The organism is Streptomyces sp. NPDC088261, assembly GCF_044740805.1.
Classification (GTDB): Bacteria; Actinomycetota; Actinomycetes; order Streptomycetales; family Streptomycetaceae; genus Streptomyces.
The window spans coordinates 108,381-128,282 of record NZ_JBIURL010000015.1 but is presented as its reverse complement, the minus strand read 5'-3'; the positions used below and the strand labels follow the sequence as shown (position 1 = coordinate 128,282).

14 protein-coding genes and 1 pseudogene are annotated in these 19,902 nt (G+C 73.9%); 5 read left to right on the top strand and 10 right to left on the bottom strand.

Annotated elements, in window-relative coordinates:
* Positions 1 to 82 precede the first annotated feature (82 nt).
* From ACIODU_RS26000 to ACIODU_RS25980, 5 genes are all read right to left on the bottom strand, one after another.
* On the bottom strand, positions 83 to 1,729 hold the full coding sequence (locus ACIODU_RS26000) for an alkaline phosphatase D family protein (RefSeq protein ID WP_401770162.1): 1,647 nt from the start codon (positions 1,727 to 1,729) through the stop codon (positions 83 to 85).
* A 135-nt stretch (positions 1,730 to 1,864) separates the two neighbouring features.
* Positions 1,865 to 2,518 (bottom strand): TetR/AcrR family transcriptional regulator, encoded by a 654-nt coding sequence (locus tag ACIODU_RS25995; protein ID WP_401770160.1) that lies wholly within the window; start codon positions 2,516 to 2,518, stop codon positions 1,865 to 1,867.
* The gene (locus tag ACIODU_RS25990) at positions 2,515 to 2,901 is read right to left on the bottom strand and encodes a VOC family protein (protein ID WP_356421707.1); all 387 of its coding nucleotides are present in this window, start codon (positions 2,899 to 2,901) and stop codon (positions 2,515 to 2,517) included. Before ACIODU_RS25990 ends, ACIODU_RS25995 begins: the two co-directional genes overlap by 4 nt.
* A 94-nt stretch (positions 2,902 to 2,995) precedes the next feature.
* Positions 2,996 to 4,051, bottom strand: coding sequence for a UbiA family prenyltransferase (locus ACIODU_RS25985; RefSeq protein ID WP_401770158.1), 1,056 nt, complete (start codon positions 4,049 to 4,051; stop codon positions 2,996 to 2,998).
* Between the two features lie 229 nt (positions 4,052 to 4,280).
* Entirely contained in the window at positions 4,281 to 4,808 is a 528-nt protein-coding gene (locus ACIODU_RS25980) for a hypothetical protein (protein ID WP_401770156.1), read from the bottom strand.
* 104 nt (positions 4,809 to 4,912) lie between these two features.
* Here ACIODU_RS25980 and ACIODU_RS25975 point away from each other — a divergent pair, with 104 nt between their 5' ends.
* Complete coding sequence (locus ACIODU_RS25975) at positions 4,913 to 5,650, top strand: ribonuclease H (protein WP_401770154.1); 738 nt, start codon at positions 4,913 to 4,915, stop codon at positions 5,648 to 5,650.
* An 11-nt stretch (positions 5,651 to 5,661) separates the two neighbouring features.
* Here ACIODU_RS25975 and ACIODU_RS25970 read toward each other — a convergent pair whose 3' ends face one another.
* Complete coding sequence (locus ACIODU_RS25970; RefSeq protein WP_401770271.1) at positions 5,662 to 7,023, bottom strand: M1 family metallopeptidase; 1,362 nt, start codon at positions 7,021 to 7,023, stop codon at positions 5,662 to 5,664.
* A gap of 347 nt (positions 7,024 to 7,370) precedes the next feature.
* Positions 7,371 to 12,725, bottom strand: a pseudogene (locus tag ACIODU_RS25965) (Pls/PosA family non-ribosomal peptide synthetase); the annotation flags it as partial.
* Positions 12,726 to 13,246: 521 nt separating this feature from the next.
* Between ACIODU_RS25965 and ACIODU_RS25960 the strand changes: the two are divergent.
* Together ACIODU_RS25960 and ACIODU_RS25955 are read left to right on the top strand one after the other, a co-directional pair.
* Positions 13,247 to 13,513: a hypothetical protein gene (locus tag ACIODU_RS25960; protein ID WP_401770152.1), complete on the top strand. Its 267-nt coding sequence runs from the start codon at positions 13,247 to 13,249 to the stop codon at positions 13,511 to 13,513.
* 132 nt (positions 13,514 to 13,645) lie between these two features.
* A complete protein-coding gene (locus ACIODU_RS25955) occupies positions 13,646 to 14,083 on the top strand; it encodes a TIGR03618 family F420-dependent PPOX class oxidoreductase (RefSeq protein WP_401770150.1) in 438 nt (145 codons plus the stop codon).
* A gap of 49 nt (positions 14,084 to 14,132) precedes the next feature.
* Here the strand turns inward: ACIODU_RS25955 and ACIODU_RS25950 are convergent, their stop codons facing one another.
* Positions 14,133 to 14,513, bottom strand: a complete 381-nt coding sequence (locus tag ACIODU_RS25950; RefSeq protein ID WP_356421503.1) for a hypothetical protein — start codon at positions 14,511 to 14,513, stop codon at positions 14,133 to 14,135.
* A 204-nt stretch (positions 14,514 to 14,717) separates the two neighbouring features.
* Here ACIODU_RS25950 and ACIODU_RS25945 point away from each other — a divergent pair, with 204 nt between their 5' ends.
* On the top strand, positions 14,718 to 15,062 hold the full coding sequence (locus ACIODU_RS25945; protein WP_356421505.1) for a DoxX family protein: 345 nt from the start codon (positions 14,718 to 14,720) through the stop codon (positions 15,060 to 15,062).
* Positions 15,063 to 15,086: 24 nt separating this feature from the next.
* On the opposite strand, the gene ACIODU_RS25940 is transcribed toward ACIODU_RS25945, so the two are convergent.
* Positions 15,087 to 16,118, bottom strand: a complete 1,032-nt coding sequence (locus ACIODU_RS25940) for an alpha/beta fold hydrolase (protein ID WP_401770269.1) — start codon at positions 16,116 to 16,118, stop codon at positions 15,087 to 15,089.
* A gap of 184 nt (positions 16,119 to 16,302) precedes the next feature.
* Between ACIODU_RS25940 and ACIODU_RS25935 the strand changes: the two genes are divergently transcribed.
* Complete coding sequence (locus ACIODU_RS25935; RefSeq protein ID WP_401770147.1) at positions 16,303 to 17,169, top strand: isocitrate lyase/phosphoenolpyruvate mutase family protein; 867 nt, start codon at positions 16,303 to 16,305, stop codon at positions 17,167 to 17,169.
* A gap of 35 nt (positions 17,170 to 17,204) precedes the next feature.
* On the opposite strand, the gene ACIODU_RS25930 is transcribed toward ACIODU_RS25935, so the two are convergent.
* Positions 17,205 to 19,775: an ATP-dependent Clp protease ATP-binding subunit gene (locus ACIODU_RS25930; RefSeq protein WP_401770145.1), complete on the bottom strand. Its 2,571-nt coding sequence runs from the start codon at positions 19,773 to 19,775 to the stop codon at positions 17,205 to 17,207.
* Positions 19,776 to 19,902: the final 127 nt, after the last annotated feature.

The window sequence follows — 19,902 nt, the reverse complement described above, 5'->3', positions numbered from 1 at the left end:
ACCCGGCGTCCGCCGGCCAGGAGCCGGTCAGTCGGTCGGTAGGTCGGTCGGTAGGCCGGTCAGTCGGTCGGCCGGCCGTCCGTCACGCCGGTTCGAGGCCGGGGTTCCCCGCCTCGGTCACGAACGACGCGGCGGTCGAGACCGGCGCGCCGGGTGTCGTGACGGCGGAGACCGTACGGAAGTCGGCCCGCGCCGACTCCCGGCCGAGCGTCACCAGCGCGTAGCCGCGCCGCCCGTTGTAGAACTTCATGTGCGGATTGGCCTGCGTGTACGTCTCCCACGTCGCGGGCTTGTCGGCGCCGTCCTTGCCGCTGGCGATGGACGTCGCCACGATCTCGGTGCCCACCGTCCGGGACGCCGGGTCGTCGAAGTCGCGCTTGATGTCGTACGCGTAGGCGACGTGGACGTCACCGGTGAGCACCATGAGGTTGGCGACGCCGGCCGCCTCGGCCCCGTCCAGCAGGCGCTTGCGGGCGGCGGGGTAGCCGTCCCACGCGTCCATGCTGACCTTGGCGACCGGGTTCAGGTCCAGCCTGCGCGCCGAGAAGTTCACCTGCTGCGGGACGACGTTCCACACGGCGCGGGAGTTCTGCCAGCCGTTCAGCAGCCACCGCTCCTGCGTCTCGCCGGTCATGGTGCGCGACGGATCGTCCGACTCGGGCCCCGGGACGTGCGCCGTGTCGCCGTACGCCTGGTCGGAGCGGTACTGCCGGGTGTCCAGGACGTCGAACTGCGCGAGCCGGCCGAACTGGAGCCGCCGGTACAGCCGCATGTCCGGACCCTCGGGGCGCTGCGGGGTGCGCAGCGGCTGGTTCTCCCAGTACGCGCGGTAGGCGGCGGCCCTGCGCAGCAGGAACTCCTCCGGCGGTACGTCGTTCTCCGGCGTCTCGTCCGCGTAGTTGTTCTCGGTCTCGTGGTCGTCCCACGTCACGACGAACGGGTGCGCGGCGTGCGCGGCCATCAGGTCGGGGTCCGACTTGTAGAGCCCGTACCGCAGCCGGTAGTCCTCCAGCGTCACGGTCTCCCGGTTGTAGTGCGCGGGCAGCCGCCGGTCGGTGTAGTTGCGGGCGCCGCCGACCGCCGTCACCGCGTACTCGTACAGGTAGTCGCCGAGGTGGAAGACGACGTCCAGGTCCTCCTCGGCGAGGTGCTTGTACGCGGTGAAGTAGCCGTCGTGGTACGCCTGGCAGGAGACGGCGGCGATCCTCAGCTCGCCGATCGTGGCGCCCCGCGCGGGCGCGGTGCGGGTGCGGCCCACGGGGCTGATCCACGTACCGACGCGGAAGCGGAACCAGTACACGCGGTCGGAGTCCAGGCCCGGGACGTCGACGTGCACGCTGTGGTCGAACTCGGGGTGGGCGTCGACCTGTCCGCGCTCGGCGATCCGCGTGAAGCGCGCGTCGTGGGCGAGTTCCCACCGTACGGCGACCCTGTTCCTCGGCAGGCCGCTGTCCGGCTCGTACGGTCTGGGCGCGAGCCGGGTCCAGAGCAGGACGCCGTCCGGGCGCGGGTCACCGGAGGCGACGCCGAGGGTGAACGGGTTCTCGGTGATCTTCGCGGCGTCGAGCGAGGCGGCGCTCGCGACGCCGGCGGTCGGCAGGTTCACGGCGAAGGCGAGCGCGGCCGCCGCGCCCGTACCGGTCAGGAACCGGCGGCGGCCGAGGTGACGGGCGGCTGCCCTGAGTTCAGGTGCGTGGGTACCCGGCGCGTGGTGGTGTACGGGTGTCATGTGACCCTCCCCTGACGGCGGTTGTCAGGGGAATTGCAGTCGCGGGCCAAGGCGGCGCGCCGTCAGTCGTATGGCATGCGCATGGCGGATGGATGAGATCTTGATGTCGCGCCCCGTGGTCCGCCGGTCACGGATTCAATGCCCGTGGTCCGCCTCCGCATCCTCCTCCGCCGTCCGGTCGGTCCGCCGGCTGATCCTGACCAGGCGCTCGAAGTCGACGGCCACGCCGCGCAGCAGCAGGTCCACCAGGGGCCCCGCCGTACCCCGGTCGACCGGCGCGTCGCCGAACAGCGCCCGCTGGTAGACCGTCGACGCCAGCAGGTCGACCAGGAGCGCGGGATCGACGTCGGGCAGCAGGTCCCCCCGGTCGACCGCGCGCCGCACCGCGACCGTCGCGGCGTGCCTGGTCGGCTCGACCAGGACGTCGATCAGCCGCCGGTGCAGGGCGGCGTCGCCCGCGCAGTCCGCGATCAGCGGGGCGAGGACCCCGCCGGGCAGCCGCTCGTCCAGCGCGGTGGCGAGCAGCCGCACGCTCTGGACGAGATCGCACCGGGTGCAGCCGTTGTCCGGCGCGGGCGGGGTGACCAGGACCGACGCGAGGGCGTCGACGACCAGGTTCTGCCGGACCGGCCACCGCCGCCGTATCGCCGCCTTCGTCGTGCCCGCCCGGGCCGCGACCGTCTCCAGGGCGAGACGCGCGTAGCCGCGCTCCCGCAGGACGTCCAGGGTCGCCGTCAGCACCGCCGCGTCGATCGCCGGGTCGCGCGGGCGTCCGGCGGCCGGGCTCACCGCCCGGCGTCCTGCGGATACCAGCGCAGCTCCACGGTGTTGCCGTCCGGGTCCGCCACGTAGATCGACTGGGCGTCGCCCCGGGCGCCGTACCGGCCGACCGGGCCCTCCAGCACGGTGAACGTGCCCGCGTCGATGACCTCCTGCCAGTCCAGCGGGTCGACGACCAGGCAGATGTGGTCCACGTTCGACTCACCGCGCGGGCGGTCGACCAGATCGATGATGGACACCGGGCTCACCCGTACCGACGGGAACGGCACCTTGCCCGCCCGCCATTCCTCCACCCGCACCGGCTCCAGGCCGAGCGGCCCGCAGTAGAACTCCAGCGCGCGCTCCACATCCCCCACGTTGAGCACCAGATGATCGAAATCCTTGACCCGCATCAGGCCGTCCCCCGTCTTCCTTCGCTGCGTCCGGTCGGCCGTGTCGGCCACCGGTCCATTTGAATACGACCCGGTTCGGATCGTAAGGCGCACCCTACCCCGGATCCGGCGGCGGTACGCCGAGTTCGTACCGGGTCATCTGATGGCGCCCGGCCGCCAGGACCACGAGGAGGACCGCGACCGCCGCGACCGATCCGGCGCCCGTGCCTCCGGCGAGGAACAGGTACGCGCAGACGGCCAGCGCACGGGCCGCCAGGTTCGACTCCGCCGCGAACAGGGCCGATCGGCGGCTCGGACCGCCGGGTGTACGGGCCTGCCGGACCAGCCGGGCCACCGACACGGCGTCGCAGCCCGTCGCGAGGCCCAGACAGAGCCAGGCCGCCGCGCCGGCCGCCCCCGGCGCGGGCCCGGCCACCGCCGCGGCCCACCCGACCGCCCCGAGCCAGGGCACCACCAGCAGCGCGGCGACCCTCGTGGCCGCCCGGGTCCCGCGCCGCACGGGCAGGGTCAGGCAGCGGGCCCTGCGGTCGCCCTCCTCGTCGCCGATGGCCAGGAACAGGTTGTAGAGCGTGCCGTGGACCGCCGCCGCCCCCGCGACCGGCCACACCGCGGGCGAGGACAGCTGGTGGACGGCCGCGGCGCCGAAGAGCACCAGGCCCGCCAGGGTCGCGGTCCCCTCCGTGACGTCCCCGAGCAGGCCGGCGGTCTTGAGCCGCCGGTGGTACACCAGATGCAGCCCGAACGCGCCGACCAGGACCACCGGGGCCCGCCAGTCCAGCAGCAGCGCCCAGGCCAGGGCGGTCGCGATGCAGGTCGCGGCGGCGACCAGGGCGTGCGAGGGCGGCAACGCGCCCGAGGGGATGGGCCGGTGCGGCTTGGCAGCCGCGTCGATGTCACGCCCCAGATAGTCCCCGAGGTACGCGCCGCCGATCCCGCCGAGCGTGCACACGCCCCAGACCCCCAGGAGTGCTCCCGCGCCGGTCGCCCGGCCGTCGCCCGCCCCTCCCGCGTACGCCCCGGCCAGCCCCAACAGGCCGTAGGTGGCGGACTCGTACACCCGCCAGGTCCGCGCGTGCGCGAGCAACAGGGCTCCTCGCGCGGGGCGTTGGACGACCAGGCGCTCCTCGGCGGCGCCCCCCTCGGCGGTCACGACGGATCACCGGGCACGCCGGTCCTGGCCGGTGCGAGGCCGCTCACCACGATCACATGGGCGTTCAACGACCGCCGGGCCAGGACGACACGACGATCCGGGCCGGGCCGGCACGAGGACCCGGGCCGGGATGACACGACGAACCGGGCCGGGCCGGCACGACGACCCGGGCCGGGACGATACGGGGGCCCAGGCCGGGACGACACGACGAACCGGGTCACACAACGGCCTACCAGCCCGTCGCCGCCACCACCTCGCGCGCCACCTCCGCGACGGACCTGCCGTCCGTCCCCACCCGGACCGTGCCCGGCGGCGCCTCCCGCTCCAGCCGCCGCGCCGCCAGACCGCTGCGCTCGACGTGGAGGGCGAGCTGCGACCCCGTCTCGCGCCGCGCCAGCCGCTCCCGGGCCGTCGTGTCCCCGGCGGTGAGCAGGACCCGTACGATCCGCGTCGTGTCACCCCCTCCCAGCGCGCGGCGGAACATCGCGCTCTCCAGCACGCTCACCGTGTTCGTGTAGACGAGCCGGCGGTGGCCCAGCGCCGCGAAGTTCGCCCAGACCGCCGTGAGATTGCGCTCGGTGATCGCCGAGCGGCGCGGGTCGTCGGCGGGGGCGGGATGCACCTGCCCCAGGTAGTCGCCCTCCAGCAGGCAGTGCGCGACCCCCGCCTCCTGGAGCAGTGCGGAGACCTCCCACGCCACGGTGGACTTGCCGACGCCCGACCGGCCTCCGATGAGGAGTGCTTCGTACGTAGTCATGCGCGGGAGCCTGACAGCCGGTGCGGGTACCGGGCACCGGGTTTTCCCCCGGAGCCCGGGGGCGCCCGTACGGGCCGGGGTCCTCGGCCGGGCGCCGCACTGGCATGATCGGCGGTATGGCTGAACGTGTGATCGCCGCGTGTGACGGGGCGTCGAAGGGAAATCCGGGACCGGCCGGCTGGGCCTGGGTCATCGCCGACGGGGCGGAGCTGCCCGACCGCTGGGAGGCGGGGGCGCTCGGCACCGCCACCAACAATGTCGCCGAACTCACCGCCCTGGAGCGGCTCCTGGCCGCCGTCGACCCGGACGTACCGATGGAGATCCGGATGGACTCCCAGTACGCGATGAAGGCGGTCACGACCTGGCTGCCCGGCTGGAAGCGCAAGGGCTGGCGGACGTCGTCGGGCAGTCCGGTCGCCAACAAGGAGCTGGTCGTCCGGATCGACGCGCTGCTCACGGGCCGTTCCGTGGAGTTCCGTTACGTGCCCGCCCACCAGGTGGACGGCGACCGGCTCAACGACTTCGCCGACCGGGCCGCGAGCAGGGCCGCCATCGTCCAGGAACCGGCGGGCAGTGCGTACGGCTCCCCGGAGCCGCCGGCCGCGCCGGACACCGTACGGTCCGGTGGCCGGGGGCGTTCCTCCGGCGCGTCGGGGTCCGGATCCGGGACCGGGACCAAGACGGCGGCGAAGACCACCGCCAGGAAGACGTCCTCCTCCGCGCGGACCCTCAACGCCAAGTTTCCGGGCCGCTGCCGGTGCGGTCAGGCGTACGCGGCCGGTGAGCCCATCGCCAAGAATCCCGAGGGGTGGGGCCACCCCGCCTGCCGTACAGAAGTCTGAAAAGACGCTGTTCAGCTGTTGCGGGGAGTGGGGAGTTCCGGCAGCTGCGGGCTGTACAGCCAGGACGTGAACAGCTCGTCGAGGGGGTGGGCGCTGCGGCGCTGCGCGAGCGCGGTGAAGTCCTCGGTCGTGACCGTGCCGTGCCGGTGCGCGGCCGTCCACTCCCGCAGCAGCGGGAAGAACGTGTCGTCGCCGACCACCGTGCGCAGCGCGTGCAGCGTCAGCGCCCCGCGCTGGTAGACCTGATCGTCGAACATCCGCCGTACGCCCGGGTCCGCGACCCGCAGATCCTGCGGCAGCCGGGCCAGCCTCGCCCTGGTCCGTTCGGCGACCGCCGCCGCCGGGGCGCCGCCGGACACCTCGGACCACAGCCACTCCGCGTACTTGGCGAAGCCCTCGTTCAGCCAGATGTGCCGCCAGTCGGCGACACTCAGGCTGTTGCCGAACCACTGGTGCGCCAGCTCGTGCGCGACCAGCCGCTCGCAGCCGCGCCGCCCGTCGACATGGTTCGCCCCGAAGATGGAGAGCGTCTGCGCCTCCACCGGGACCTCCAGCTCCTCGTCCACGAGGACCACCGCGTACTCACCGAAGGGGTACGGCCCGAAGAGGTCCTGGAACGCGGCCATCATCTGCGGCTGCCGGGCGAAGTCGTGGTCGAACCGCGCCTGCAAGCGGGGCGGCACGGCCGCCCACTGCGGTACGGGTCGCGCGCCGCGATCGGCCAGCTCGACCAGTTCGTACAGCCCGGTCTGGACCGTCGCGAGATAGGTCGACATCGGCTCCGGCTGGTCGTACACCCAGGTCGTCGTGGACGCGCCGATCGTGCGCGACTCCAGCGTCCCGTTCGCCACCACCGTGTACGGCGAGGGCGCGGTCACCGAGATCCGGTACGCGGCCTTGTCGGCGGGCCGGTCGTTGCACGGGAACCAGGACGGCGCGCCGATCGGCTGGCCCGCCACCAGCGCGCCGTCCTCCAACTGCTCCCAGCCCAGGTCGCCCCAGTCCCGCGTCTTCACCGGCCTGGGTGTGCCGGTGTAGCGCACCTCGACGGTGAACGGCTCCCCGGCGGCCGGGGGACGGGCCGGCCGGATCCGCAGCTTGTCGGCCCGGTGGGTGTAGCGGGCGACGCGCTCGCCGTTCACCAGCACCCCGTCGACGCGGAAGGGGCGCAGGTCGAGGCTGAACGCGGTGAGGGCGCCGCCGGGAAGGGCGGGGTCGGCGACGGCGGAGAGCGTGGCGCGGCCGGAGAGGCGGCCGGTGCCGGGACGGTAGGTCAGCTCCAGGTCGTAGCGCTCGACGCCGTAACCGGTGTTGCCGTGGGCGGGCAGATACGAGTCGGCGGGGGCGAGCGGGCGGGGGGTGGCACCGGCCACCGGTTTCGCGTCGGGGGCCGGTCCGGCCGCGGTGTCCGTGCCTGTGCCAGGGCCTTTGCCGGTGCCGGTCCTGGAATCCGCGTCCGTCCGGGGATCCGGTCCCGCTTCCGTCTCCGCCGGTCCGGCCGTCGCCTCCACCACCGCGTCGACCGCCGTGCCGACCGCGGCGCGGACACGGCTGGTCAGGCTTCCCGCACGGCCGTTCTTGCCCCTGCTCACGCTGCGGCGTCCTCCGTCTTCGCTGTACTTTCCACCGGCTTCACATGCTTCGGGCGCTGGACGCCCTCCGGGCTCCCGGCCGCCTTCTTCCGCGTCTTCCCCGCAGAGCGTACGTTCACCGTCTCCTCCCGCCACGACGCGATCGGATTGCCGAGCCAGCGGGAGTCCTCGGGCAGGGTCTCCCCGCGCATCACCAACGACGCGGGTCCCACCGTCGTACGGGCGCCGATCGTCGCGCCGGGGAGCACGATCCCGTGGGGGCCCAGGGTCGCGCCCTGCCCCAGCACCACCTCGTCCATGCGCATGATCCGGTCGTGGAAGAGGTGGGTCTGCACCACACAGCCCCGGTTGACGCTCGCGCCGTCGCCGATCCGTACCAGATCGGCCTCGGGCAGCCAGTACGTCTCCGTCCACACACCCCGGCCGATCCGCGCGCCGAGGCTCCTGAGCCACAGGCTCATCAGCGGCGTGCCGCCCACCGCCCCGGCCAGCCACGGCACGGCGAGCACCTCGACGAATGTGTCCGCCAGCTCGTTGCGCCACACGAACGAGCTCCACAGCGGGTGCTCGACCGCCCGGAACCGGCCCACCAGCAGCCACTTCGCCACACACGCCAACGCGCACGCGACCAGCCCGCCCGCGAGCAGCAGCACCCCGCCGGCCGCCACGGCGGCGCCGAAGCCCCAGTGGTCCGCCACGGTCTCGAAGGCCGCGAGGACGATCACGGCGAGCGCGACCGTACACATCACGGGAACGATTCGGCACAGTTCGACGGCCGCGCGCGCCCACCGCAGGCGCGCGGGCGGGCTGTACGTACGGCTCAGGTCGTCCGTCTCCACCGCGCGGGGCAGCTTCATCGGCGGCATCCCCAGCCAGGAACTCCCCGCCTTGGCGCCCTTCGGCGCCGTCGACAACACGCCCACCAGGCCCCGCTTGGGCACCGAGTGACCACCGGACGCCATTCCCGAGTTGCCGAGGAACGCGCGTTTGCCGACGCGGGCCGGGGCGATCCGCAGCCAGCCGCCGCCCAGTTCGTACGGGGCGACCATCGTGTCGTCGGCGAGGAACGCGCCGTCGCCGACAGTGGTCATCGACGGGAGCGCCAGGACCGTCGACGCCTCGACCCCGCGCCCGACCCTCATGCCGAGCGCGCGCAGCCACACCGGGGTGAACAGGCTGGCGTACAGGGGGAAGAGGTGCACGCGTGCCATGTCCATCAGCCGTTCGGTGGCCCACGCCTGCCAGGCGATCCGGCCGTGGACGGGATGGCAGCCCTCGCGCAGGCCGAGGCCGAGGGCGCGTACGCCGGCCACCACGAACAGCGCGTAGAAGAGCAGGGACGCGAGGGTCGCGAGCGGTACGGCGGTCAGCGCGTGGGCGAGCGCGGTGCCCGCGTCGTGCGAGCCGCGCACGAAGACCGCGAGGACCAGCAGACCCGGGAGGAGCGCCAGCGAGGGCAGCAGGCTCAGCAGCAGCGAGGTCATCGCGTACACGGCGGTCCAGCGGCGGGTGCGGGCCGGCCGCTCCTCGGGCCAGCGCCGCGGCGGCTTTCCGGACGACTTCCCGGAGGCGGCCGCGGGCACGCCGGCCCAGCGGCGTCCGTCGGGCACCGCGCCCGTCACGGCGGACCCCGCGTCGATCTCGGCGCGCTTGCCGATCCTGGCGCCGGGGAACAGCGTGCTGCGGGCGCCGACCGTGGCGCTGGCCCCGACCCGGATCCTGCCGAGGTGCAGCCGGTCGCCGTCCAGCCAGTGGCCCGACAGGTCCACCTCGGGCTCGATCGCGCTGCCCCTGCCGAGCTTGAGCATCCCGGTCACCGGCGGGAGGGTGTGCAGGTCGACGTCGGGGCCGACCTGGGCGCCGAGCGCCCGCGCGTAGTGGGTGAGCCAGCTGCCGGACAGGCCGGTGGCACCGCTCAGTTCGGCCAGCCGCTCGGCGGTCCACAGCCGCAGATGGACGCCGCCGCCACGGGCGTACGTACCGGGCCTGGTGCCGCGGAGCAGCAGCCGCGCGCCACCGGCGGCGATCGCGATGCGGCCGGGCGGGCTCACGCAGAGCAGCCAGCCGGCCAGGATCCACCACCAGGAGACGGTGGGGGCCCAGGGGTACGAGCCGAAGTGCGCCAGCACGTTGTTGGCCGCCGCGACGGCGACGCCCCACCGGAGTCCGGCGACCGTCAGGAGCGGCAGCGTCAGCAGGATCTGCGCGAAGCCGGTGCGCCGGGGGATGGGCCCGATCGTGCGGAGCGCCGACGTCTCGGCGCGGGACTCGTCCAGGGTGCGGGCGAGCGCACCGAGCTTCGGGTTCTGGTAGATGTCGCTGACCGAACCGGACGGGTGGCGGGTCCTGATCCGCGAGACGAGCTGCGCGGCGGCGAGACTGCCGCCACCGGCGGCGAAGAAGTCACTGTCGGGCCCGGTGGCCGGAGCCCCGAGGACCTCCCCCCACAACCCGGCCAGCCACGCCTCGGTCGCCGTGAGCACGTCCACCGTTTCCGCGCCACCGACCCCGGGAAGCGGCCACGGCAGCGCGGCACGGTCGACCTTGCCGGAGGTACGGGTGGGCAACGTCTCGACGACGGCGAGCATCGGCACCATGCCCGCGGGCAGGGCGGCCCGCAGCCGCCGGAGGGCGTCGTCCTGATCGAACCCCACGGGGGCGCTTCCGGCGGGGGGAGCGGCGCCGCTGTCCGGCACGGGGACGCCACCCATGAGTCCGCCGGTAGGGCCCGCCTGCCCGTCCGGGCCTGCGCCACCCGGGTCGCTGGGCACGTCCGAGGCCCCCGCCCCGACGTTCCGACCGGTACGGCCCGCCTGCGCGGCGGTCGTGGTTGCGTCGACTCGGTCCGGGCCGGCGCTCGGGGCGCTGGGCGCCCTGTCCGAGGCCCCCGCGCCGGCGTTGCTACCGGTACGGCCCGCCTGCCTGACGGCCGGGCCTGCGTCGGCCCGGTCCGCGCGGGCGCGGTCGCCGTCCAGGGACGCCGGGCTGACGCCCGTGTGCGTGGCGGCCGTGGTCGTGTCGCCCCGGGCAGGTCGGGTGCCCGGGGCGCTGGGCGCGCCCGAGGGCCGTGAGCCGGCGTTGCCGTCGGTACGGTCCGCCTGTCCGACGGCCGGGTCTGCGTCGGCCCGGTCGGCGCGGGTGCGGTCGCGGTCCGGCGACGACGGACTGACGTCCGCCTGCGTCGCGGCTGTGGTCGTGTCGCCCCGGTCAGGTCGGGTGCCCGGGGCGCTGGGCGCGCCCGAGGGCCGTGAGCCGGCGTTGCCGTTGCTCCGGTCCGCCTGTCCGACGGCCGGGTCCATGTTGGCCAGGCCCGCCCGGTCGCGGTCGCGGTCCGGCGACGATGGACTGACGTCCGTCTGCGTGGCGGCTGCGGTCGCGTCGACCCGGTCGGGGCCGCCGGTGCCTGAGGTGCTGGGCGCGCCGTCCGAGGCCCCCGCGCTGACGTTTCCACCCGTGCGGCCTGCCTGCCCGGTTGCCGGGTCTGCGTCAGCTCGGTCCGCGCGGGCGCGGTCGTCGTCCGGCGAGGACGGACTGACGTGGTCCGCCTGCGCGGCGGCCCTGGTCGCGCCCGCGCCGCCGGCGTTTCCGTCGGTGCGGCTCACCGGGTCGCTGCCCGGGGGCGCCGGCTGAGCCTGCGCGTCCCCGCCCCGACCCACGCCGTCGGGGTCCGGCGAGCCGGCCCCGCCGTCGGTACGGGCCACCCGGTCGGTGTGCGGGGCATGCGGGTCGGCCGCTGGTTCTGCGTCGGCGGTTCCGGCCGTGTGCGTTTTGCTGTCTGTCTGGGCCGTGGTCGGGGCTGTGTCGGTTCGCTCCGTGTGGGTGCCGTTCGGGGACGGCGGGATGACGGTTTCGTCGCTGCGGACCGCCCGGGTGGCGGTCGGGGTTGTCCCCAGGGCCTCCGAGAGGGTTCCGCCGGGAAGGCGCGTGGTGGGCGTCGTCCCGCCGGCTGCCCGGCCCTCCTCGGGGCCGGCGGCGCCGGGCGTCGTCCCGGCCTCGTCCGTGCCGGGCGCGGTCAAGGGCCCCGGGCGCGTGCCCTCCGCGGCGGTGGGCGGTGCGTCGGAAGCCGTCGGCTCCAGCGCAGCGCCCTCCTCGGGCGCGCCGGCGCCCGCCGTCACCACGTACCCCACCAGCATCTGGTGACCCGCCGGTGTCGTGCGGATCGCCGCCGCCGCGCCCGCGACGCCCGGCAGCGCCTGGAGCGCCGCGTCGACCTCGCCCAGCTCGATGCGGCGCCCGCCCAGCTTGACCTGCTCGTCCGCGCGCCCCACGAACAACAGGCCCGCCTCCTCCGCGCGCACCAGATCGCCGCTGCGGTACGCGCGGGACCAGCCGAGCGACGGCAGCGCCGCGTACTTCTCCGCGTCCTTCGCCGGATCCAGGTACCGCGCCAGCCCCACCCCGCCGATCACCAGCTCGCCGACGGTGCCCATCGGCACCACCTCGCCCCGGCCGTCCACGACCGCCAGCTCCCAGCCGTCGAGCGGCAGCCCGATCCGTACCGGCCCCTCTCCCGTCAGCCGCGCCGCGCACGCGACGACCGTCGCCTCCGTGGGCCCGTACGTGTTCCACACCTCGCGGCCCTCGACCGCCATCCGCTCCGCGAGTTCGGGCGGGCACGCCTCCCCGCCGAAGATCAGCAGCCGTACGTCGTCCAGCGCCTCGACGGGCCACAGCGCCGCCAGCGTGGGGACGGTCGAGACCACCGTGATCTCCTGCTCGACCAGCCAGGGGCCCAGGTCGAGACCCGTCCGTACGAGCGAGCGGGGCGCCGGCACCAGGCAGGCGCCACTGCGCCACGCCAGCCACATCTCCTCGCACGACGCGTCGAAGGCGACCGACAGCCCGGCCAGCACCCGGTCGCCCGGGCCCATCGGCTCCTCGGCCAGGAACAGCCCGGCCTCCGCGTCCACGAACGCCGCCGCGCTGCGGTGCGTGACCGCCACGCCCTTGGGCCGCCCCGTCGACCCGGACGTGAAGATGATCCACGCGTCGTCCTCGGGCCCGGGGCGGCCGCTGACGCCCCCGGCGGCCCCGCGCACCACCAGTTCGAGGTCCGCGCCCAGCACCGCGCAGGCCCCCGCCTCGGAGAAGACCAGCTCCGCCCGCTCGTCCGGATCCTCCGCGTCCACCGGCACATACGCCGCGCCGACGGCGAGAACGCCCAGGATCGCGACGTACAGATCGGCGGTCCCCGAAGGGACGCGTACGCCGACCCGGTCCCCGACACCGATGCCCTCGGCCTTCAGCCGCAGCCGCAGGCCGTCCACCTCGGTGAGCAGCGCGCGGTAGCTCAGAGCCCCCGTCCCGTCGTCGACGGCGGGCGCGTTCGGATAGCGACGCGCCGTCTCGCCGAGGATGTCCATCAGGGTGCGGCCGTCCGGGGCCGGGCGCCCGGCGAAGACGCCGGGCCGTACCGGGGTGTCCAGGACACCGGCCGACAGCGACCCGATCAGGGCCTGGGACTCGTCCGCTACTACAGTCATCCAGTTTCTCCGGGGTCAGGCGGGTGGGGAGTTCGGCGACACCGGCCGGACAACTCGCTCCGCCGTTCCGGCTCGACACTGAGCCGGATCCCGAACACCCGCTCGCGGGGAGGACCTCCGCGAGGGCGAACCATCCGAGCGGCCCGTTCACGACCGCCGCTCGATGTGTGCCGATCCGTGGTCCGACCGCCCTGCCGGCGGCCGACCCGATCGACGCTCCCTACGCCGAACAGGGAGTTTACCCAGCGTTAACCGGATCCGCCTGTTGGCCACCGCGCCGACCGCCCAGCCGGGCGCGGCGCGGGCCCCCGCCGGGCACGGCCGGGGCACGCCCGCGATGATCGTCATCACCCCAGGTGGGAGCGGCCCGGCGCGCAGACCCGCGCGGCACGACACGCCGGGGCGCCCCGCCCGCCCGGCGGATCCGTGCCTGTGGCTGGACTCACAGCCGGGGAAGCCGTCCGGGCGGCCGGGGAGCTGTCGGGGGCCCGATGTCAGTGGCGGCTGGAATGCTTGCCGGCATGGACGAACTGATACGGCGCAGGGTGTACGGCGCCGACCACGACGACCCGGACCCGGGCCCGCGGCCCGGCCACGTCTACCGCGAGCTGGTCGCGGGCCCGCTCGACGGGCTCCTCCTGGACGTCACCGGCTGGCCGGCCGACCGGCTGCGCGACGGCGCGTCGCTGACGACGGAGATCGGCTCGTACGGAGCGGGCGGCCACGCGCTCTACGGCCCCCGCCCCGCCGACCCGGACCGCTGGGACTGGCAGGGCGACACGCCGTAGCGCGCGCGGCCATCGGCTCCGTGCGAGTGTCGCGCCGGCCCGAGGAATCGCCGTGTCGATCATTGTGTTGACCACACGGAGTGCTGACCACACGGACAGGCCCACCTCCCGCCCCGACACCCTGGGGAGCCGATGACCACCCTGGAAGAAGCGACCGCCCTGGCACGGGAGGAGAACGGCCTGGCGGTGATCTCGACGCTGCGCGCGGACCTCACGATCCAGTCCTCGCTCGTCAACGCCGGTGCGCTGGACCACCCTTCGACCGGGGGGCGCGTCCTCGCCTTCGTCACGTACGGCAAGGTGAAGCTCGGCAACCTCCGGGCCAGGCCGCAGGTGACGGCGACCTTCCGCAAGGGCGGCCAGTGGGCGACGGTGGAGGGCGAGGCCCTGCTCGCCGGCCCCCAGGACCCCCAGCCCTGGCTGGACGCCGAGAGGCTGAGGCTCCTGCTGCGCGAGGTGTTCGTGGCGGCCGGCGGCGAGCACGACGACTGGGAGGCGTACGACCGCGTGATGGCCGAGCAGGGACGTACCGCGGTCCTCATCACTCCGCGCCGGGTGTACAGCAACTGACGCGGGGTGCGTGGCGCGGGGCCGCCGGATCGTGCCGGCCCCGCGGCCGTCAGATGGTGACGCAGACCTCTTCGATCTGACGGCCGTTGCGCACCAGCGCCCCGCACACGAGCGGCGCGCTCTTCTCCGTTCCCACCGGCCACCGGTGGCTCGCGGCGTTGATCCGGGAGCTGCGGAAATCGCCCCAGTAGGAACGCAGTTGCCCGCTCAGGCCGTCCCTGGTCTGCACCGTGATGTCCTGCACGAACTTGTTGTGGTGCGCCGTGTACGTGCAGATGTACGTGCCGCACCTGCCGTCGACCTGCGAGGGCAGCGCGCTCGCGGGGGCCGTCACGGCCATCCCCACCAGCACCGCGCCCGCCACCGTAGTGGCCACCCGCCGTACCGCGTGCCGGGCGACACCATTTCCCGGTTCCCGCAGATTCCGCATATTTCCTCCATGTCGGAGAGAGGACGATTGCGGAACGAGAATGTCATCGAAGCAGGTCGGGACAGAGCGGTCACCGCGAAAAGCACTCGTTCGAGTGCGAGTCCGCGTCCGCGTCCGCGTCCGGGATCGGACTGTCACACTGCCGCGCCGGTACGGCTCTTGGGACGGGACAGCACACCCGACCCGTCCCAGGAAGCAGCCCCCATGACCCTCGCCTTTGTGGTGCTCGCGCTCGTCACCGTCTCCGCCAACGTGTTCTCCGCCGTCTGCGACTTCGTCCGTTACGAGAAGGTCGCCGTCGGCATGGACGCGGCGGGCGTGCCCCGTTCGTGGATGCCGGCGCTCGGTGTCCCCAAGGCGGCGGCCGCGCTCGGACTCCTCGCCGCCTTCTGGATCCCGCCGCTCGGCACGGCGGCGGCGGCCGGACTGGTCGTGTTCTACCTGTGTGCCATCGCGACCCATCTGCGGGTACGGGACTACTCGTTCGGGTTCCAGTACCCGTTCCTGGTCCTGGCCGCCGCGACCCTGGTGCTCAGCCTGAACCGCTGACCGGCGCCAAGGGCGCACCACCCCTCAGCGGCGCGGCGAAGGCGGCGTGAGCCAGTCGAGCAGGATCCGGTTGACCTCGTCGGCCCGTTCGCGCTGGATCCAGTGCCCGCACCCCGGGAGGATGTGCGACGCCGTCAGCCCCGGCAGCGTCGCCGGGAACGCGTCGATGGCCCCGCTCATCCACGTCGTGGACGCGTCCCGTTCCGCCCCGATGAACAGCGACCGCTGCGTGAGCGGCGCGCCGTCCCAGGCGGCGAGATCCTCCCAGTCCCGGTCGGCGTTGCGATAGCGGTTGAGCGCGCCGGTGAGTCCCGTACGTTCGAACTCACCGGCGTACGTGTCGAGTTCGGCGTCCGTGAGCCACGCGGGCAGGACGTCGCGCACAAAGCGGTCGGACATCCGCCGCCCGGCGGGGACGAAGAACGGGCTCTCGCCGCCCGCGTCCGCCATCGTGTCGGCGGACAGACTGGCGTAGAAGCCCGCCAGCCAGCCGCGGACGTCCGGCTCGATCTCCGCCTCGGCCCGCCCCGGCTCCTGGAAGTAGCCGACGTAGAACTCCTCGTCCCCGCCGATCGCCGCGAAGGCGTCCGTCGGCCGGGGACCCCCGGGCGGGGCGTAGGGGACGCTGAGCAGCCCCACGGCCGTGAACACGTCGGGCCGCAGCAGCGCGGTGGCGGCGGCGATGGTGGAGCCCCAGTCGTGGCCGATGACGGTCGCGGTCTCCTCGCCGAGCGCCCGGACGACCCCGGCGTTGTCGGCGACATGGCACAGCATCCGGTACGACGCCACGTCGGCGGGCTTCGAGGAACGCCCGTACCCCCGCAGGTCGACGGCGACGGCCCGGAAGCCCGCGGCGGCCAGGACCGGGAGCTGCCGGCTCCAGGAGTGCCACGTCTCGGGGAAACCGTGCAGCAGGAGCACCAGCGGGCCCGTGCCCTGTTCCACCAGGTGGATGCGGCCGCCGGGGACCTCGACCAGGCGGTGCCGGGCGGCGGGTGCCGTCGCGTGCGGGGTGTCGGCGGCGGTCGGGGGCGGTACGGGGGTGGGCTGCGCCATGGTGCTCTCCTCGTCGGTGGCGGCGATGTCCGCTGTGATCACGAGCATCTGTCACGGGGGCGCGGGCGGGACAGAAAACTTGCCGGTCCGGCAAATGACGTGGTGGGGCGCACAACAGCGACGCCGGACGTTCCTGTCGCAAACCTGCCAGCCCCGGCCGGTGCCGGCTGGTCCAATGGTCGTCATGACCACACAGCACGACGGCACCCAGCACGACCGCACACAGCACGACCGCGCCCGCGCCTTCCGTACCCTGCACCGCCCCTCGTCCCCCCTCGCCCTCGCGAACGCCTGGGACGTGGCGAGCGCCCGCCTGATCGAGGCGGCCGGATCTGCGGCGGTCGCCACCACCAGCGCCGGGGTCGCCTGGAGCCTCGGCGCGGCCGACGGCAACGAGATCGACCGCGAACGGGCCGTCGACCTGGTCGCCCGGATCGCCGCCGCCGTGGACGTGCCGGTGAGCGCCGACATCGAGTCCGGGTTCGGCGCCACCGCCGCCGAGGTCGGTGAGACCGTCGCCCAGGTGATCGCCGCGGGCGCGGTCGGCGTCAACATCGAGGACGCCCACACGGACCCGGCGGTCCCGCTCCGCCCGGCCGCCGAACAGGCCGCCCGCATCGCCGCCGCACGGGCGGCCGCCGAGGCCACCGGCGTACCCCTGTTCATCAACGCCCGTACGGACACCTACCTGTCGGGCGCGCTGGACGAATCCGTACGCCTCCGCGAAACACTGGACCGGGCGCGTACGTACCTGGCGGCCGGAGCCGACGGCATCTTCGTCCCCGGCGTCACCGACCTGGCCGAGGTCGCCGCCCTGACCGACGGAATCGACGCCCCCGTCAACATCCTCGTCGGGTCCGGCGCGCCCTCCGTCGCCGACCTCGCGCGGTGCGGCGTCGCCCGGATCAGCCTGGGGTCGTCGGTCGTCCTGTCCGCGTACGCCGTCGTCCGCCGCGCCATCGAGGAACTGCTGGGCACCGGCACCTACGGCGGCCTCGCCAACGGCCTGGAGTACGGGGAGCTCAACGCCCTGATGCGGCGGGCCGACTGAGGGGCCGGCCCGCCGCGTCGCACCCAGGGTCAGAGTCAGACCATGGCCGTCGTGTGGAACGCCAGCCGCTCCCCCTCGACGGTCACCCGCACCTGTGCCCCGGGGGCGAGCGCGCCGTCCAGCAGCAGCCGGGACAGGGCGTTGTCGACCTCACGCTGGATGGTGCGGCGCAGCGGACGCGCCCCGTACTCGGGCTGATGGCCGCGCCGCGTGATCCAGTCGACGGCCTCCGGGTCGAACTCGATGGTGATGTCCTGCGCGCGCAGCCGCCGGCGGGTGGCCTCCAGGAGCAGTCCCGTCACCTCCCTGAGCTGCTCGTCGGTGAGGCGGCGGAAGATGATGACCTCGTCCAGGCGGTTGAGGAACTCCGGCCGGAAGTGCTCCCGCAGCGCACTGAGCGCTCGTTCCTCCGCCGCCGACCGGGTCCGCGAACCGCCCGCGCCCTCCGGCTGCCCCGTGTCGGAGGCGTCCGGGGAGGCGAAGCCCAGCGCCCCGCGGCTTCCGCTGAGGGCGTCGGAGCCCAGGTTGCTCGTCATGACGACGACCGTGTTCTTGAAGTCGACCCGGCGGCCCTGGGAATCCGTCAGATGCCCTTCGTCGAAGACCTGGAGCAGCAGGTTGAACACATCGGGGTGCGCCTTCTCCACCTCGTCGAGCAGCAGCAGCGAGTACGGATGCCGCCGCACGGCCTCCGTCAGCTGGCCCGCGTCCTCGTGGCCCACGTATCCGGGCGGGGCACCGACCAGCCGGCTGACCGTGTGCCGTTCCTGGTACTCGCTCATGTCGACGCGCACCATCCGCTCCTCGCTGCCGAACAGCGCCTCCGCCAGCGCCCGCGCCAGCTCGGTCTTGCCCACCCCGGTCGGCCCGAGGAAGAGGAAGCTGCCGATCGGGCGGTTGGGGTCGGCCAGGCCCGCCCGGGAGCGCAGGATGGCGTCCGACACCGCCGTGACCGCCGCGTCCTGCCCCACCACGCGGGTGTGCAGGTGGTCCTCGATGCCGAGGAGCCGGGTCTTCTCCTCCTCGGTCAGACTGCTCACCGGGATACCGGTCTGCCGGGACACGATCTCCGCGATGTCCTCCGCGGACACCTCCACGATGTGGCCGTCGCCCTCGCTGCGGCCGTCCTCCGCCCCGATCCGGTCGATCAGTTCGTTGATACGGTCCCGCAGTTCGGTGGCCCGTTCGTACTGCTCCGAGGCGACCGCCTGGTCCTTGTCCCTGGTCAGCTGCTCCGCCTCCCGTTCCAGGTCCCGTACGTCCGTGGCCTTGGTGCGCGAACGCAGCCGCACCCGGGCCCCGGCCTGGTCGATCAGGTCGATCGCCTTGTCCGGCAGGAAACGCTCGGTGAGGTAGCGGTCGGAGAGCTCCACGGCCGCGAGCAGCGCCTCGTTCGTGTAGCGGACCTGGTGGTGCGCCTCGTACCGGTCCTGGAGACCGCGCAGGATCTCCACCGTGTCCTCCGCGGACGGCTCCGGCACCAGGATCGCCTGGAAGCGCCGGGCGAGCGCGGCGTCCTTCTCGATGTAACGGCGGTACTCCTCCAGGGTGGTGGCGCCGATGACGTGCAGCTCACCCCGCGCGAGGGCGGGCTTGAGCATCTGGCTCGCGTCGCTGCCGGACCCCTCGGAGCCGCCGCCGCCCGCGCCGACGACCGTGTGCAGCTCGTCGATGAAGACGATCAGCTCGTCGGAATGGGAGCGGATCTCGTCGATGATGGCGTTGAGCCGCTCCTCGAAATCACCCCGGAAACGGGTCCCGGCGACCACCCCCGACAGGTCGAGCGCGACGACCCGCCGGTCGTGCAGCGTGCCGGGCACCTCCCCGTCGCCGATGCGCTGCGCGAGGCCCTCCACGATGGCCGTCTTGCCGACCCCGGCGTCACCGATGAGGACGGGATTGTTCTTGCCGCGCCGGGAGAGCACCTCGACGGTCTGCTCGATCTGCTCCTCACGGCCGATGACCGGGTCGATCCGGCCCGACCGGGCGAGATCGGTGAGATCGCGGCTGTACTTGTCGAGGGTCGGCGTGCCGTGCTGCGGCACCGCGCCCTGCTCCATGCCGGGCTGCGGCCCGACACCGCCGTACGGGGCGGCGGGCGGCGTGAAGCGGACCACGTTCAGGATGCGTCCCGCCGCCGAGTCGGGATTGGCCGCGAGCGCCCCGAGGACATGCTCGGGACCGATGTACGAGGAGCCGGTCGCCCGCGCCAGCTCGTGCGCGCCCAGCAGCGCCCGCTTGACCGCCGGGGTGACGGAGACGGACTTCTGCTGCGGTCCCGAGCCCACGCTCCGGTCGATCTCGGCGACCAGGGCGTCGGGATTCGCGCCTGCCTGCTCCAGCAGGGCGCGCGTCGGCTCGGCCGTGAGCGCCGCGTGCAGCAGGTGTTCCGTGCCCAGTTCCGGGCTGCCGTGCTCCGCCGCGTAACTCGCCGCCGACGCGACCAGCTCCCGGGCCGGTTCACTCATCAGCCGGGCGATGTCCGCCTGCCTTGGCGGGGGCCGCCCCGGGCCGCCGGCGTTGGCGCCGGTACCGAGGATGCGGGAGAGGAAGTCACTGAACGGGTCGGGGCCGTAGCCCTCCGGACCCATGAATCCACTGCTCATGTGTGTCCGATCCGCTGTCACGGCTCCACCGCGACCAGCTGCGCCGTGGGGGCCGCCTGTATGCCCCTGTACCTGTACGTATCCGTACCTGCGCGCGCGTTTACCCCATGTGCGACTTTCATCCTAG